The following is a 15,209-nucleotide window of genomic DNA, read 5'->3' as shown; positions in this document are numbered from 1 at the left end:
ATCACCTGTGAGCCCATCATGACGACCCCGACTTCAGACGCTCCGGAATGGGCGCGCCGCCGCTCTTTCGCCATCGTCTCCCACCCGGATGCCGGTAAAACGACGCTGACCGAGACCCTGCTCCTGTCAGCCGGTGCCATCCGGCTGGCCGGCCAGGTGCGCGCCCGCGGCGAAAACCGCCGCACCCAGTCGGACTGGATGAAGATCGAGCAGGAGCGCGGAATTTCGGTCTCGGCCTCGGTGATGACCTTCGAACACCGCGCCTTGCTGTTCAACCTGCTCGATACGCCGGGCCACGAAGACTTCTCCGAAGACACGTATCGAACGCTGACTGCGGCTGATAGTGCGATCATGGTGCTTGATGCGGCCAAGGGCGTTGAGCCGCGGACCTTGAAACTGGTCGAGGTCTGCCGCCTGCGCGACATCCCGATTGTCACCTTCATCAACAAGATGGACCGCGAAGCGCTCGATCCGGTCGACCTGCTGGAAGACATCCAGGACAAGCTGGCGCTGGACACGGTGCCGATGCAATGGCCATCCGGTTCCGGCAATCGTTTCAAGGGTGTGCTTGATCTGCGGACCAAGGATTTCGTCGGCTATCAAAAGCCTGGCGATGATCGCGACGACACGGCCGCCAGCCCGCGCTGGGCGCTCGATGGCGACGAGATCCGCGCGCATGTGTCCCAGGACGAGTTGGCCGAGCTGGAAGAGGGCGCGGAAGTCGCGGCCGAGCTGTGCCCGGCCTTCAAGATGCAGAGCTTCCTGGAAGGCCATATGACGCCGGTCTTCTTCGGCTCGGCCCTGCGCGGCTTCGGCGTCCGCGAGCTGCTGGACGGTCTCGCCGACATCATTCCCGGACCGGGGCCGATGGCGGCGATCAAGGGCGGCCAGGCAGTGGAGCTCGAGCCGGGTGGCAAGGAAGTCGCCGGCTTCGTGTTCAAGGTGCAGGCCAATATGGACCCCAATCACCGCGACCGGGTCGCTTTTGTGCGCCTGTGTTCCGGCACGTTCAAACGCGGCATGAAACTCAAGACCGAGGCCGGCAAGCAGCTCACCGTGTCCTCGCCCATCCTGTTCTTCGCCCAGGATCGCGAAATCGCCGACGAGGCTTTCGCTGGTGACGTGATGGGTGTGCCCAACCACGGCACGCTGCGGGTTGGTGACAGCCTGTCCGAGAGCGGCAAGCTGCGCTTCTCGGGCATCCCGAACTTCGCGCCGGAAATCCTGCGCCGGGCCCGCTTGGCTGATCCGCTGAAAGCGAAACACCTCAAGAAGGCCCTCGAGAGCCTCGCCGAAGAAGGCGTGACCCAGCTCTTCCGGCCGACGCTTGGCGGTGATTTCATCGTCGGTGCGGTCGGCGCGCTGCAGATTGATGTGATGCGTGAACGGGTCGCGGCGGAATACGGTCTCGAGGTCGATTTCGAGCCGGCCCCCTATGATACCGCGCGCTGGTTGTCGGGCGATCGGGACAAGATCGAAGCCTTTGCCGACCGCCACAAATCGGCCATGGCCGAGGACATCAATGGCGATGCGGTCTTCCTCGCCAAATCCGCTTGGGAAGTCTCCTATTCGGAAGAAAAATTCCCCGACCTCACCTTCCATCGCGCCAAGGAGCGTTCGGCATGATGACAGCCGCACCGGCAACGACGCCGGCCAGCCCGACGATAGACGACAGCCTGCCCGAACAGGCGCAGGAGTTGTGGGGCATCGCGATCGAGGTCTGGAACACCTCCTTTCTTGGTGTCAGCGTCGGTCAGGGCCTGGCCGCGCTTTTGATCGTGCTGATCGGCCTGGTCGCCCGCGGGCTGATCGCGCGCTGGCTGATCGCCGCACTCAAGCGCCTTGCCGAACGCACGGAGACCACCTTCGACGATGCCGTCGTCGATGCCTTGAGCGGCCCGATGAAACTGGTGCCGGTGATTGTCAGCCTCTTCTTCGCGCTGAACATTCTCCAGATCGGCGCCGAGGGCGCCCTGCGGGGCCATCAATTCGTCCAGTCGCTGGTCGTGATTGCCCTGTTCTGGTCGCTGCATAATGCGGTCGGCCCGCTGGCCCATGCCCTGCAGGGCCTGCGCAATGCGCTGACCCCGGTCATGGTCGATTGGATGACCAAGGCGCTGCGCATTGTTTTCATCATCGTCGGCGCGGCCGCCGTTCTGCAGGTGTGGGACATTCCGGTGGCGGGCATAGTCGCCGGTCTCGGCCTGTTCGGCGTTGCCATCGGTCTGGGCGCCCAGGACCTGTTCAAGAACCTGATCGCCGGCATTCTCATCCTGACCGAAAAGCGCTTTCTGCCGGGCGACTGGGTGAAGGTGGATGGCGTTGTCGAAGGCACGGTGGAGGAAATCAATTTCCGCTCCACCGTGGTGCGCCGCTTCGACAAGGGGCCGGTCTATGTCCCCAATTCGAAACTCTCCGACAATGCGGTCACCAATTTCACCCGCATGACCCATCGCCGCACCTATTGGATCATCGGCGTGCGCTATGACACCACCGCTGAGCAATTGCGCGAGATCCGCGACAAGGTGCTCGGTTATGTCGAAAACCATCCCGAATACGCCCAGGCGCCGGAGGTCTCGACCTTCATGCGGGTCGACAGTTTCGGCCCGTCCTCGATCGACTTCATGCTGTATTGCTTCACCAAGACCACCAATTGGGGCGAATGGCTGCGCCTGAAGGAAGAGCTCGCCTTTTTCATCAAGGAGACGGTTGAAGCCGCCGGCACCGAATTCGCCTTCCCCTCGACCAGCATCTATGTCGAAAGCGGCGCGGAAGTGTTTTCGCCGCCGGGCGATGACGCGGCGAAGGCCGTGCTTGCGGGTGAGGCCGGCAAGGGCTGAGGCGGACTTTTCCTCCCCACAAAGTGGGGAGGTGGATCGTCGCGCCAGCGGCGAGACGGAGGGGCCGCCGCAGGCGGCGAGCGGATTTCCTCGCTACGCTCGGCCCCATCGACCCCTGCTTCGCGAGGGCTACGCAGGGCCCACTTCCCCATGGAATGGGGAGAAGAGATCGTCATCCGCTCGGCAGCAATCCGGCCCGTCGCCGCAGCGCCTGAGCGGCGCCCGAGTTTAGCTGCCAGTCCAGATCCGTGATCACATCCGGGATATCGCCCCAGGCCGCCAGGAAAGCGGACCGGGCCGCGTTGAGTTGCTGATACCGGAGCGCCACCCCCGGATCGGCGGCATCCAGCCCCTCGGCCAGCGCCCAGCGCGACAGGTCCGCCGCATCGGCCAACTCGGCAAACCCGCGCCCGATCATCACCAATGCCAGCAAGGTGTCGTGGGTTGCGAGGTCGCCATACTCGTCAAACACGGTCACCCGCAGGGGCGGCACGGTGTCGCTGTGAACGAGGATATCGACGGCATCACCGTGCAGGACCGCAAAGTCGGACGGCGCGACCGCCAGTCGAATGCCGGCGTCGGCGAGCCAGGTTTCGAGCCGGGTAGTGGCACGTGTTGCAATGGCGGGGTCGAAGGGGGCAGGCATGTTGGGAGACTGGCATGGTCGGAGGAAGCGGGGAAGTTTCCCGGATACTCTTCGGTCGCTCGTTCCGGGCGCAGCCCGGATGTGTTATAATACACGTGACCACACGAGGTGATGTCATGACCAGTCTGAAAATTCGCACAATCGGCAACTCGCAGGGCGTGGTTTTGCCCAAGGCGCTGCTCGAGCGCTTCAAGCTGGCGGCCGGTGACGTCCTCTATGTGACCGAAGCATCGGACGGATCAATGCGGATCACCCCCTATGACCCGGCTTTCAGCGAACAGCTCGAGGCGGCAAAGGAGGGCATGGCTGCCTATCGCAATGCCTTGCGTGAATTGGCCCGGTGAGCGCCCCGAAATGGTTGTCACCGGCAGTCGTGTTTGCCGTTCACGACATGCAGATCGCAGAGCATGGCGGTGCGGCGGGTCTGCGCGATGCGGAAGGTTTGGACAGCACGCTGGTTCGTCCGTCGCAAGCCTATGAGTATGGACTGACGGACCTGCATGCGCTGGCCGCGAAATATGCGCACGGCCTCGCTTCGGCGCATCCGTTCGTGGACGGCAACAAGCGCACAGCGTTTTTGGCGGCGTTCATATTTCTCAGGATCAACGGATTGAATTTGGCGGCATCGGAAATTGATGTCGTGCGTCATACCTTGGCCTTGGCCGCAGGCAAGTGTTTGCAAGGCGAATACGCCGAGTGGTTACGCATGGGGACGAAGCCGGTCGACCTGGCAAATGCACCCGCCCCCTAAGCCGCCATGTCCCGGCGCATGCGCCAGAAGCGCATCGCTCTTGCGGCGTCGTCTTCGGTGATCCTGTCGTAGAGCTGGCCGAGTTCGCGGGCGTCGCGGAAGGCGTCTTCGCCGCCATTGTGGCGCAGCACGGCTAGGGTGACGAAGAGGGCCTTGTCGAAGCCGGCGGAACGGCAGATCAGGGCGAGCGGATCAATGCTCTCCTGTTCGATGGCGCGCTTGGCGGCCGGGTAGTCGACGCCGGTCATTTCGGCAAAGGCGACATGGCATTTCACGTCTTCGCCCTCGCGCATGAGGCGGGCCAGAAGGCCGCCATCGAGCTTTTTGCGCATCGCCATGGCGCGCACGAATTTGCGGGCTTCCTCGACCGCCTTGTCCTGCTTCATGCGGGCCGCGAGACGCGCCCTGGAGACGGCCATGGCCTGGTCGATGATGTCCGGATCGACGCTGTCGAACTTTTCCATGATCTGCTCGCGCAAATGATTGCGGACGGTCAGCATCATGTCGGCGAGGATGTCGTTCGGCGTGTCACTCCGGCGGACCAGCGGCGCCTGCAGGACTTGCGAGGTTTCGGCCCGTTCGGAGACGGTCTCGAAGGTCTCCCGCGACAGCTGCGCGCCCTCGTTGGAGATCAGCGTCGCGACCGTTTCGTCATCGCCGCGGCGAACAATCGTGTCGGACAGGCGTTCGGAAACGGCCTCACGTTTCGACATCGCCTTGAGATGATGCTGGCCACCCTTCTCGGCGATTGCCATCAAATCGTCTTCGGACAGGACCGAGGATTTCGACAGCATCGGGCCGGCAACCTCGATCGCGTCCTGGGCCAGTTTCAGGACCAGGCCGCGCGGCGCCAGCGGCGTGTCGGCGAAGCGCTGGGACAATTCCTCGCGGGCGTCCTGGGCGGTCTGTTCGGCCAGCGCGGAGAGGACTTCATCAAACCGTCCCGATACCGCGCTGTCACGCGCCGGCGGTTCCTCGAAGAAGAGATCGGTCACCTCGCGCAACAGGGTCCGCCGGCGATCACTCGATTTCTCGCGTGCCAAGTCGACCAGATTGTTGAGCTTGCTGATGACAGCCATGGGGCACTCCAAACGAGGATAGGGGCTCAATCTGCCTGCCGCGGGTAAAAAAAACGTACGGGCGATGGTTCAAATTGTTTGTGACTGCTGATTTGTGGGCGCGAAGATCAGTACGATCCCCGCAACACCGCCCGCAGGGCCGGCATTTCGCGGTCGCTGGGCGGGCGTTCGGCTGTGGCTTCGATGCGGGCGCTGACCGCGCTGGACAGGCCTGTAACCCGGCCAGGCGCGCGATAGGGGGTCGGCGTGCTGGCGAGCAGGCTGCAACCGGGGTCGCTGCCGGTCAGCTCGGCCCGGGTCCACACCCAGGACCGGCACATCGCGTCGTCGTCGCACAGGGCGGCACAGGCTTGCGGGGTGAGGTCGGGCTGGGTCATTCGCTGATAGACCGCGCCGCGGCGGGCGTGGCCGTCCATGACGTCATCGGCAAGGGCCGGTATCGCCGGGACAAGCCAGGCCGTCAGCAGGGCCGCGATCCGGAGCCGCGGTTTCACGCTTGCGCCTGACGCGGTGCCGGTGCCGCGATGTCCGGACGGGGCCGGCCTTTTGAAAGCGTCGTCGTCAGGCACGGCAGGACGTCGTCCGCCGCCATTGGCGCGCCGATCAGATAGCCTTGGACGTGGCGGGCGCCGAGCGAGCGCAGAATATGCATCTGGGCCTCGGTCTCGACGCCCTCAATGACACAGCCAAGATCGAGCGTCTGTGACAGGGACAACATGGTTCGTACGATCTTAAAGGAGGAGCTGTCGGTCAGCATGTCGCTGACGAAGGAACGGTCGATCTTCAGCTTGGAGACCGGCAATTGCTGCAGATACTGCAGGGAGGAATAGCCGACGCCGAAATCGTCCAGGGCGACCGAATGGCCCGCTTGCGAGATCCGGTTGATGGCGTGGCGGGCCTGGTTGAAATCGCTCATCATCGCGGTTTCGGTGATCTCGAACTCGATCCGGCTGGCCGGCAGGCCGCGGGCCTTCACGGTTTCCAGCACGCTGTCCATGGCCTGCGGCGACATCAGGTCGTGGGCGGACAGGTTGAAGGACAGGGCGACATCCTCCGGCCAGTCGGCCATGGCAGCGAGCGCCTTGCCCAGCAGGACCTGGGTCAGGGGCCGGATCAGGCCGGCGCGCTCGGCTGCGGCGATGAAGACGTCCGGTGCGACCGTTCCCAGCTCCGGGGAGTCCCAGCGGGCGAGGGCTTCAAAGCCGATGATCTTCGACTTCACCAGATCATATTGCGGCTGGAACTTGACCGTGAATTCAGACTCGTAGTCGCAGCGGCGCAGCGCCTTGTCGATCTGGCTCGACGCCGTCATCTCGTGTTCCAGCGCGGCGTTGAACAGGACCGCCTTGCCTTGCAGGGCGCGCTTGGCGAAATAGAGTGCATGGTCGGCCCGTTCCATCAGGTCATGGGTCGATAATTGCGGGTCGTCGCAGATCAACAAGCCGACCGAGCCCGATCCCTTGCAGGTATATTCGCCCAGGTCATAGGGTTCCGAGAGTTGCGCCTCGATCCTGTGGCCGAGCTGCAGCACGGTTTCGGTCCGGGTGCATGGTGCCGGGGCGATGAGGGCAAATTCGTCACCGCCGAGGCGGGCCGGCATGGCCGTATCACCGGCGACACCGGTCAGGCGCCGGGCGACGGTCTTGAGCATTTCGTCGCCGGCCGCGTGGCCATAGGTGTCGTTGACCGGTTTGAAACCGTCGAGATCAACCAGTCCGAGAATGAAGGGCTCGCCATGGCTGCGCAGGCGCGTCAGCCGGCTTTCCAGGGCCAGGAAAAAACTGCGCCGGTTGGGCAGGTCGGTGAGGGCGTCGCATTCGGCCAGGTGGCGGGCTTCGGCGGCAAGAACCTCGGCGGTCTCGCGGTCCTTGACGGCTTCCAGCCGTGCCTTCACCGCGTTGACGACGGCATTGCGGATGATCACGGCAATGGCGACCGATGTCAGGACTCCGGCAAAGCCGACCGAGAGGTAGTCGTTCATCATGTGCGGAAGATTGGCGTGTACCAACCAGCCCAGCATGACGCAGCAGATCGCCACGGCGATGACGATCGACCGCCGTCGCGGCAGCAGAGTCGCGAAAACGGGCATCATCAGGACGGAATAGACAAGGTTTTCCTGCTCGAAGGACAGGAGTTGCTGCAGGTTGGAATTCAGGAACAGAACCAGACAGATAACCCCACCCAACAGGTCCAGTTGACGCGTCGACAACTCGTGACGCAGGCAGAAGTGGACAAAGGTGAGTGTCGCCAGGCCGACGACATTCATCACCAGCATGGGGCCGTCATAGAGCGGATTGGGGAAGAGGAGCCGGGTCACGAAGTCATAGGCGATGAACATCAGGATCGCGATGGTCGCGCCGTTCAGGATCGGCTTGTAGGCAATCAGGACCTCGTCGGCCTCCGGCAGGGCCGGGCCGGGAGGCTGCGTCGTCTCCGGAATGTCTTGGCGGGGTGTCCGCATGGCAAGGCCCGATCACTGTTCGTCGCCTTGATAGATGTGTGACCTTAAATCGTGGATAAGCGGTCCGGTAAAATTCGATCTATCTGTGATTTTCTTCAAATGTGATCTGCCACCAGATGATTGAATTTCAACGGGGACAGGGCTAGGAGCAGGCCTGACTGCCAGTCGGGACAACGGTGGCGGGGCTGCCGAGGGGGATGGGTGTGAAGGCTTTCATCGAGAGTTCGCGTTTTCGCAATTTCATCATGACGCTGATCGTTTTCAACGCGATCACGCTGGGGCTGGAGACCTATCCCTATGAGGGCGCGTGGTTCACGACCTGGCTGCCCATGGCCGATCGCATCATTGTCGGCGTGTTTGTCGTCGAAATCCTGCTCAAGCTGATCGTCTACCGTCACCGCTTCTTCCTCAATGGCTGGAACTGGTTCGATCTGACGGTGATCATCATCTCCATCCTGCCAGCGGCGGGCGGATTTTCGGTGCTGCGGGCGTTGCGCATTGTCCGCGCCTTCCGCCTGTTCTCGGTCATGCCGGACCTGCGCAAGGTGGTCGAAGCCCTGTTGCGGGCCATTCCCGGCATGGGCGCCGTCATGGCGGTGCTGGGACTGATGTTTTACGTCTCGGCGGTGATGGCGACGAAATTTTTCTCCGAGACAAATCCGGAGCGGTTCGGGTCGCTGGGCGAAAGTGCCTTTGCTCTGTTCCAGGTGATGACGCTGGAAGGCTGGGCCACCGATGTCGCTTTGCCGGTGATGGAATTTCACCCCTGGGCCTGGATTTTCTTCCTCGTTTTCATCGTCCTGACCAGTTTCGCCGTCCTCAACCTCTTCATCGCCATCATTGTCGACAGCCTGCAGGCCAAGCATTTTGACGATGAGGAGGCGCGCGACGCCGAAGCGGACGCCGATCGTGACAAGCTGCACGCGGAAATCAGCGGTCTGCGGGTTGAAATCAACCGCCTGACGGCGCTCGTTCAGCGCTCATTGGGCGACGCCCCGTCGGCCAGTATCGCCGAAAAAGACGCCGACAAGTCGGAATAGAAGGCGGCCAGGCGCTCCTCGCGTTCCGAGCGTGTGCGTGGCGCGGGGGCCGAGAGCGGTCGCGACGGCAGGCCCTGATGGACCCGCGTCATATAGCGCTGCCAGATCATCGCCGGCAGGCCGCCGCCGGTGACATTGTCCATCGGCGTGTCGTCATCATTGCCGACCCAGACCCCGGCGGTGAAATCGGCGGTATAGCCAACAAACCAGGCATCGCGGAAGGACTGGCTGGTGCCGGTCTTGCCGGCGGCGGGACGATCACCCAGCGCCGCCCGGCGCCCGGTCCCGGTCAGCACCACATCCTGTAACATGGTCGACATGGATTGTGCCACGGCAGCCGTCGTCGCCCGCTGCGCCGGTGCGGTTTCGTGTTCATAGAGCACATCGCCGCGCGAATTGGTGATCGAGGTGATGAAATAGGGCTCGCGCCGTGCTCCGTCATTGCCGAACACGGCATAGGCGGAGGTCAGCTCCAGCAGGTTCACTTCGGCGGCGCCGAGCGCGATGGCCGGCAGTTCGGGCAGCGGTGAGGTGATGCCGAAACGGCGTCCGACCTCGACCACGCGATCAATCCCGACCTGGTCACCGACCTGGGCCGCGACCGTGTTGATCGACCGTTTCAGCGCCTCCTGCAGGGTCACCAACCCCCGGAAACCGCCGGAGAAATTCTGCGGCGTCCAGCCTTCCAGATCGACCGGCTCGTCCCACACGGCCGAGGACGGGTCATAGCCCGCTTCCAGCGCTGCCGTGAACACGAAGGGCTTGAAGGCCGAGCCGGGCTGGCGCTGGGCCTGGATGGCGCGGTTGAACTGGCTGGTCGCATAATCGCGGCCGCCGGAAAAAGCCCGCACCGCCCCGTCCGGTGCCAGCAGCACGACCGCCGCCTCGGCGGCATTCTGGCTTGCGCCCTCATCCGACAACACCTCTTCGACGATGTCATGGGCGGCGCGGGCCAGTGCCGGGTCGAGTGTGGTGTGGATCACCAGGTCCGGCACCTCATCACCGATCAGCCCGGTGGCCTCGGCGAGGGCAAAATCGAAGGCATGGCCCCAGATCGCCGTGCCGCCGGGATCGGACGTGTCGGCGACCGGCACTGCCGGTTCGGCAATGGCCGCATCATGGGCCGCCTGGTCGATGAAACCGGCCGCCAGCATGGCGTCGAGCACCGTCGCCGCGCGCGCTTGCGCGGCGGCCAGGTTGACCGTCGGGTCAAGCCGGCTGGGCGCCTTGGGCAGGGCTGCCAGAAGCGCCGCTTCGGCCAGGGTCAGCTCGGTCGCCGGCTTGTCGAAATAACGCTGTGCCGCCGCCTCGACCCCGAAGGCGCGGGCGCCCAGATAGATGCGGTTGAGATAAAGCTCGAGGATTTCGGTCTTGGTCAGATGGTTTTCCAGCTGCCGCGCCAGTCGCATTTCCTGGATCTTGCGGCGCAATTGCCGGTCCGGTGTGAGGATCAGATTCTTGACCAGCTGCATGGTGATGGTCGAGCCGCCCTGGACCGATCGTCCGGCCCGGAAATTGACCCAGAGCGCCCGGAAAACGCCGCGCAGATCGACCCCGTCATGCTCGTAAAAGCGCTGGTCCTCGATCGCCAGGAAGGCTTGCGGCACATGCTCCGGCAGGGTGTCGAGGCCGACCGCGCGGGCATAGAGCGGGCCGCGCACGGCCAGCACATGGCCCTCGCGATCCATCAACGTCACCGCCGGTTCGCGTCGGGTCGACCAGAGTTCGGACGCCGAGGTCGGCACCGCCGGCAGGTCATGGAAGGCCCATTGCCAGCCGATCGCGGCCAGCAGCGAGCCGACAAGCACAAGCGATCCCAGCACGGCGGCCAGGATTCGCCGCGTGCGCTGCTCGCGTCGTTCGCGTTCCATCAAGTGATCCGCACGAAACGGCTCCTGATACATGCTATAGCCACCCCCCTTGGTGACAGTCTAAAGCCTTCCAATCGAGGCCAAATTCAGGCGTTTCCCATGGCATTGCCTTTCTGGAAGATGAAATCTCTCGGCGAGATGAGCAAATCGGAATGGGAGTCATTGTGCGACCATTGCGGCAAATGCTGTCTGATCAAGCTGGAGGATGAGGATACCGGCCTCAATCTGGACACCGATGTCGCCTGCAAACTCTATGACTGCAACAAGGGCGGCTGCCGCCATTACGCCAACCGTCACACCCATGTCCCCGATTGCGTCGTGCTGACGCCGGAAAACGTTCCCCAGCTCAAATGGATCCCGCAAACCTGCGCCTACCGCCTGATCGCCGAAGGTCGCGACCTTTACGACTGGCACCCGCTGAAAACCGGTGACCCCGACAGCACCCGCAAGGCCGGCATGTCGGTGATCGGCCGGGTCTATTCCGAGAGCCAGTTCTCCGACCCCGACAGCGTCGACTGGGAAGCGCGGATCACGGAATGGCCGGGTGAGGGGGAGGAGTAGCTTGCCTCGTTTTCTTGTCATCCCGGGCGGAGCCCTGACCTGATCAGGGCGGAGATCCGGGACCCATCAGCCCGGTGCTGCGGCCTGCCTGCGCAGGCCAGGAGCCTGCGCCCGCGAAGGCGGGTGGCCGGGATGACAAAGGTTTGGATTACATTCCGTTTGGCAAGTCGCGCCCCGCGCGAACCCACCCTTAATTCACTTGTCAGCCAGCGGGCCGTATCCGGTTCTTGAGGTCAAGGGCGGCGCAGCCGCCGCTTCGCGGGTTCCCCCTTGAGCTCAAGAACCGGATACGGCTGTCTCCCGGCAAGTGATTTATGGCGGGGCATGCGCGCGGCGCCAGCCCTTCCACATCCCCCAATCCCCGTCATCCCCCGGCTTGTCCGGGGGACCTCGTCCACCCGCTCGACGGGGAAGCGAAGGTCCCCCGGATCGCGGCCTTGCCGCGACCGGGGGATGACGGTGGTGGTGGGGTATCGAAACAGCGCGGAAGAAGCGGCCCGCGCTCCACCGCCTCCCCCCGATAGATCGCATTTGCACCCACGCCTTTACCGCGGCGCAACCCTCGCCCCACTCCGGTGTTTCAAATTCGAGCCAAATTCGTCACAAGAGCGATCAAGCAGGGCGCGCCGCCAACCCGCCTTCACGACAAATGCCAGTGACATTCCCCCCGACGGGGCCACAAGGCGCGGATAAACCCGCCACTATCCCCGTATCTGTCCCGAAGAACCCGTGACCATCCAGTTGGTTGCGGGTTTTTTCGTGGTGGATATCCGACCGGTGACGGCGCCGGCCTATTGTTCGGCATGCCCGGAATTCCCCAGACAAAGCCGAAAGACGACGTGGCCTGGTACCCCTATTTTTGCGTTCGCAGAGTGGGGCGACCGGGCCGGAGCTGGCCGAAATGTGCGGCCTGTCCATCCCGACCGTAAACCGGCATTTGCGCCGGCTGCGCGCCTATGACGCGGAGACCCTAGCCGGCCTCAAAGAGCAGGCCATCGAGCGCCGCAAGGATGAAGCCGTGATCGAATTCCTGATCGGCGACCCCGGCAAGGCGACGCGCATTGCCAATGGCCTGGCGGCGCTCTGCAAGCTTGATCGCGCCACGCCCGACACCGCCGCAACACCCGATACACTAGACGAAGAGGACGCGATCGATGACGCCGCCCGACACGCTCGCGACGATGCTTTCCTTCGTCGATACATTCTGGACCATGACGATGCGGGAGCGGGTGAGGGCGTGGAAGACGGCGAAGCCGCCGGCCCGCGATGCGATCCATACCGACTTCCGCTACCGCGCGACGGGCCCGCAACTGCCGCCGCCGGGTGAGTGGCGGACCTGGCTCTTCCTCGGCGGGCGCGGGGCCGGCAAGACCCGCGCCGGCGCTGAGTGGGTGCGTCACCGGGCGCTGCGGACGGTGAGCCGGATCGCGCTGGTGGGACCGACTTTCAATGATGTCCGCGAAGTGATGATCGAGGGGCCGTCCGGCCTGTTGCGACTGGGCTCGCGGGCCGAGCGGCCGCGCTATGAAGTCAGCCGCAAACGCCTGGTCTTTCCCTCCGGCAGCCTGGCCTATGCCTTTTCCGCCGAGGATGCGGACGGGTTGCGCGGGCCGCAATTTGACTATGCCTGGGGCGATGAGTTCGCCGCCTGGTCGGACCCGCAACGTGTACTCGACACGCTGCGCATGGGGGTCCGGCTGGGCGGCGCACCGCAAATCCTGCTGACCACCACGCCGCGCCCGATCCCGGCCCTGAAAGCACTGGTGAAGAGCTGGGATCCGAAAGGGCCGGTGCGGGTGACGCATCAGCCGACCGCCGCCAATGCCGCCAATCTGGCGCCGGGCTTTGTCGAGGCGCTCAACGCCGCCTATGGCGGCTCGATGCTGGGCCGGCAGGAGGTGGAGGGGCTGTTGATCGATGATCCCGAAGGCGCGCTGTGGACGCGGGACCAGATCGAGGCGGCGCGGCTCGAGACGGGTCATCCGGTGCCGGAGCTGGACCGGATCGTGGTGGCACTCGACCCGCCGGCCAGTGGCGGGCCGCGTTCGGATGAATGCGGGATTGTGGTGGCCGGGGCGCAGGGCGAGGGACCGGCCCGTTGCGCCGTGGTGCTGGCGGATCTGTCCTTCGGCCCGGCCTTGCCTGCCGATTGGGCCGCCCGCGCCGCCACCGCCTTTGCGGAGTACAGCGCCGACGCGCTGATCGCCGAAGCCAATCAGGGCGGCGAAATGGTGCGCTCGGTCCTGCAGGCCGCCGCGCCCGGCCTGCCCGTGCGCCTAGTCCATGCCAGCCGCGGCAAGCGCGCCCGCGCCGAACCGGTCGCTGCCCTCTACGCCGCCGGACGGGTCCGCCATGCGCGGCCCTGTCCGGCCCTGGAAGACCAGATGTGCGCCTTCGGCGCCGCCGAGGCCGCCAAATCCAGCCCCGACCGGGTCGACGCCCTGGTCTGGGCCATCAGCGATCTCGTGCTGGGGCGGGTGGGGGCGCCGAGGCTGCGGCGGCTTTAGCCACCTGTTTCAAATTTCAAACCAAAAGGAGGCTGCTATGCCCCATTGGATCGACCGCTTGTTCGGCCGGGAGGAGAAATCCGCCCTGTCCAGCCGTCTCATTGCCCTGACTGCGGCGTCGCAGACCGGATGGTCGCCGCGCGCCTTGCCGGCGATGATGCAGGCCGGTTATGCCCGCAATGCCATCGTCCATCGCTGCGTCCGGCTGACCGCGGAGGCCGCCGCCGCCGTGCCGCTGACCGCGTCAGACGCGGAGATCACCCGGCTATTGGACATGCCCAATCCGGACCAGTCCGGGCCGGAGCTGTGGGAAACGCTCTATGGTTATCTACAGCTGGCGGGAAATGCCTATCTCGAGCTTGCCAGCCTGGCCGATGAACCGCGCGCGCTCCATCTTTTGCGCCCGGATCGCATGCGTGTACTGGCCGGGCCGACCGGTTGGCCGGAGGGGTGGGAGTATGCGGCGGCCGGCCGGAAACGTCGTTTTCAGCGCGATCGGGCCTCGGGCCGCAGCCCGGTTTTCCACATCCGCCTCTTCCATCCCGGCGATGATCATTATGGCCTCTCACCACTGGAGGCGGTGGGCCGGGCGCTGGATCTTCACACCGCCGGCTCCGACTGGGCGCGCGCCCTGCTGGACAATGCGGCGCGGCCGTCCGGCGCGCTGGTTTTCAAGGGCGAGAACGGCCAGCTCTCGCCGGACCAGTTCGAGCGTCTGAAAGCCGAGCTGGAGGCCAGCCATACCGGCCCGAACAATGCCGGACGTCCGCTGCTGCTGGAAGGCGGGCTCGACTGGACGCCGATGGCGTTGAGCCCGGCCGAGATGGACTTCACCACCGCCCGCCGCGAAGCGGCGCGAGAGATCGCGCTGGGCCTCGGCGTGCCGCCGCTCCTGCTCGGCCTGCCCGGCGACAATACCCACGCCAATTACGCCGAGGCCAATGCCGCCTTCCTGCGCCAGACCGTGCGTCCGCTGGTGATGAAAATGGCCCGCGCCCTGAGCGTCTGGCTGCGGCCCTGGGCGACGCCGGAGCTGGAGATCAAGCCGGATTTCACCGTCCTGGAGGACGGCAAGAAGGAGGCGCGCCATGCGTGAGGCCGACAATTGGACCGTCCAGAAACAGGTCACGCTCGGCCTGGTCTTCGCCATCCTCCTGCAGACCTCCGGCGCCCTGATCTGGTCCGGCCGGGTCGGTGAACGTCTCGACCAGCTCGAACATGTCAGTGACCGCCAAAGCCCGCTGGCGGAACGCTTGGCGAGGCTGGAAGCCGAGATGCGCCTGGCCCGCGAGAGCCTGGTGCGGATCGAGCGGCGGATGGAGGAGTGAGTTTTTTCGATATTGAAGTGAGGCGCCGCAGCGCCCACCAATCCATTCATCGCTTGCCGGGACGTCGCCGCATCCGGTTTTCCAGGTCAAGGGCGCGAAGCGCCGCTCCGCGGTTTCACCCTTGA

Annotated in this window: 15 protein-coding genes; 10 read left to right on the top strand and 5 right to left on the bottom strand. The window is 64.7% G+C overall.

Annotated elements, in window-relative coordinates:
- Positions 1–18: 18 nt before the first annotated feature.
- Together AWH62_RS13600 and AWH62_RS13595 are read left to right on the top strand one after the other, a co-directional pair.
- A complete protein-coding gene (locus AWH62_RS13600; RefSeq protein WP_075191037.1) occupies positions 19–1,626 on the top strand; it encodes a peptide chain release factor 3 in 1,608 nt (535 codons plus the stop codon).
- Positions 1,623–2,840, top strand: a complete 1,218-nt coding sequence (locus tag AWH62_RS13595; protein ID WP_075191036.1) for a mechanosensitive ion channel family protein — start codon at positions 1,623–1,625, stop codon at positions 2,838–2,840. Before AWH62_RS13600 ends, AWH62_RS13595 begins: the two co-directional genes overlap by 4 nt.
- A gap of 172 nt (positions 2,841–3,012) precedes the next feature.
- Here AWH62_RS13595 and AWH62_RS13590 read toward each other — a convergent pair whose 3' ends face one another.
- Positions 3,013–3,486: a hypothetical protein gene (locus AWH62_RS13590; RefSeq protein ID WP_075191035.1), complete on the bottom strand. Its 474-nt coding sequence runs from the start codon at positions 3,484–3,486 to the stop codon at positions 3,013–3,015.
- A 116-nt stretch (positions 3,487–3,602) separates the two neighbouring features.
- Between AWH62_RS13590 and AWH62_RS13585 the strand changes: the two genes are divergently transcribed.
- Entirely contained in the window at positions 3,603–3,830 is a 228-nt protein-coding gene (locus AWH62_RS13585) for an AbrB/MazE/SpoVT family DNA-binding domain-containing protein (RefSeq protein ID WP_075191034.1), read from the top strand.
- Entirely contained in the window at positions 3,827–4,237 is a 411-nt protein-coding gene (locus AWH62_RS13580; RefSeq protein ID WP_083635200.1) for a type II toxin-antitoxin system death-on-curing family toxin, read from the top strand. Before AWH62_RS13585 ends, AWH62_RS13580 begins: the two co-directional genes overlap by 4 nt.
- Here the strand turns inward: AWH62_RS13580 and AWH62_RS13575 are convergent.
- The 3 genes from AWH62_RS13575 to AWH62_RS13565 form a co-directional block, all read right to left on the bottom strand.
- Positions 4,234–5,316: a DUF2336 domain-containing protein gene (locus tag AWH62_RS13575; RefSeq protein ID WP_075191032.1), complete on the bottom strand. Its 1,083-nt coding sequence runs from the start codon at positions 5,314–5,316 to the stop codon at positions 4,234–4,236. The two genes, AWH62_RS13580 and AWH62_RS13575, sit on opposite strands and share 4 nt — an antisense overlap.
- A gap of 107 nt (positions 5,317–5,423) precedes the next feature.
- On the bottom strand, positions 5,424–5,810 hold the full coding sequence (locus tag AWH62_RS13570; protein WP_075191031.1) for a PAN domain-containing protein: 387 nt from the start codon (positions 5,808–5,810) through the stop codon (positions 5,424–5,426).
- A complete protein-coding gene (locus AWH62_RS13565) occupies positions 5,807–7,777 on the bottom strand; it encodes a bifunctional diguanylate cyclase/phosphodiesterase (RefSeq protein WP_075191030.1) in 1,971 nt (656 codons plus the stop codon). Before AWH62_RS13565 ends, AWH62_RS13570 begins: the two co-directional genes overlap by 4 nt.
- Positions 7,778–7,974: 197 nt before the next feature.
- On the opposite strand from AWH62_RS13565, the gene AWH62_RS13560 reads away from it, so the two are divergent.
- Positions 7,975–8,817, top strand: a complete 843-nt coding sequence (locus AWH62_RS13560; protein ID WP_075191029.1) for an ion transporter — start codon at positions 7,975–7,977, stop codon at positions 8,815–8,817.
- On the opposite strand, the gene AWH62_RS13555 is transcribed toward AWH62_RS13560, so the two are convergent.
- A complete protein-coding gene (locus AWH62_RS13555; RefSeq protein ID WP_233128329.1) occupies positions 8,751–10,688 on the bottom strand; it encodes a transglycosylase domain-containing protein in 1,938 nt (645 codons plus the stop codon). The genes AWH62_RS13560 and AWH62_RS13555 overlap by 67 nt on opposite strands.
- A 99-nt stretch (positions 10,689–10,787) precedes the next feature.
- Between AWH62_RS13555 and AWH62_RS13550 the strand changes: the two genes are divergently transcribed.
- The 5 genes from AWH62_RS13550 to AWH62_RS13530 all read left to right on the top strand — a co-directional run bounded on the left by AWH62_RS13550 (position 10,788) and on the right by AWH62_RS13530 (position 15,084).
- On the top strand, positions 10,788–11,249 hold the full coding sequence (locus AWH62_RS13550) for a YcgN family cysteine cluster protein (protein WP_075191027.1): 462 nt from the start codon (positions 10,788–10,790) through the stop codon (positions 11,247–11,249).
- 859 nt (positions 11,250–12,108) lie between these two features.
- Positions 12,109–12,576, top strand: coding sequence for a winged helix-turn-helix domain-containing protein (locus AWH62_RS17190; RefSeq protein ID WP_075191026.1), 468 nt, complete (start codon positions 12,109–12,111; stop codon positions 12,574–12,576).
- Positions 12,461–13,756, top strand: coding sequence for a DNA-packaging protein (locus tag AWH62_RS13540; protein ID WP_233128337.1), 1,296 nt, complete (start codon positions 12,461–12,463; stop codon positions 13,754–13,756). The genes AWH62_RS17190 and AWH62_RS13540 overlap by 116 nt, the downstream gene beginning before the upstream one ends.
- Before the next feature lie 37 nt (positions 13,757–13,793).
- The gene (locus AWH62_RS13535) at positions 13,794–14,852 is read left to right on the top strand and encodes a phage portal protein (RefSeq protein ID WP_075191025.1); all 1,059 of its coding nucleotides are present in this window, start codon (positions 13,794–13,796) and stop codon (positions 14,850–14,852) included.
- Positions 14,845–15,084 (top strand): hypothetical protein, encoded by a 240-nt coding sequence (locus AWH62_RS13530; protein ID WP_075191024.1) that lies wholly within the window; start codon positions 14,845–14,847, stop codon positions 15,082–15,084. Before AWH62_RS13535 ends, AWH62_RS13530 begins: the two co-directional genes overlap by 8 nt.
- The last annotated feature ends 125 nt before the right edge of the window (positions 15,085–15,209 follow it).

It is taken from the genome of Maricaulis sp. W15 (assembly GCF_001924955.1).
GTDB lineage: Bacteria > Pseudomonadota > Alphaproteobacteria > Caulobacterales > Maricaulaceae > Maricaulis > Maricaulis maris.
The sequence above is the reverse complement of the archived record's forward strand: the minus strand, read 5'-3'. Positions and strand labels throughout refer to the sequence as shown.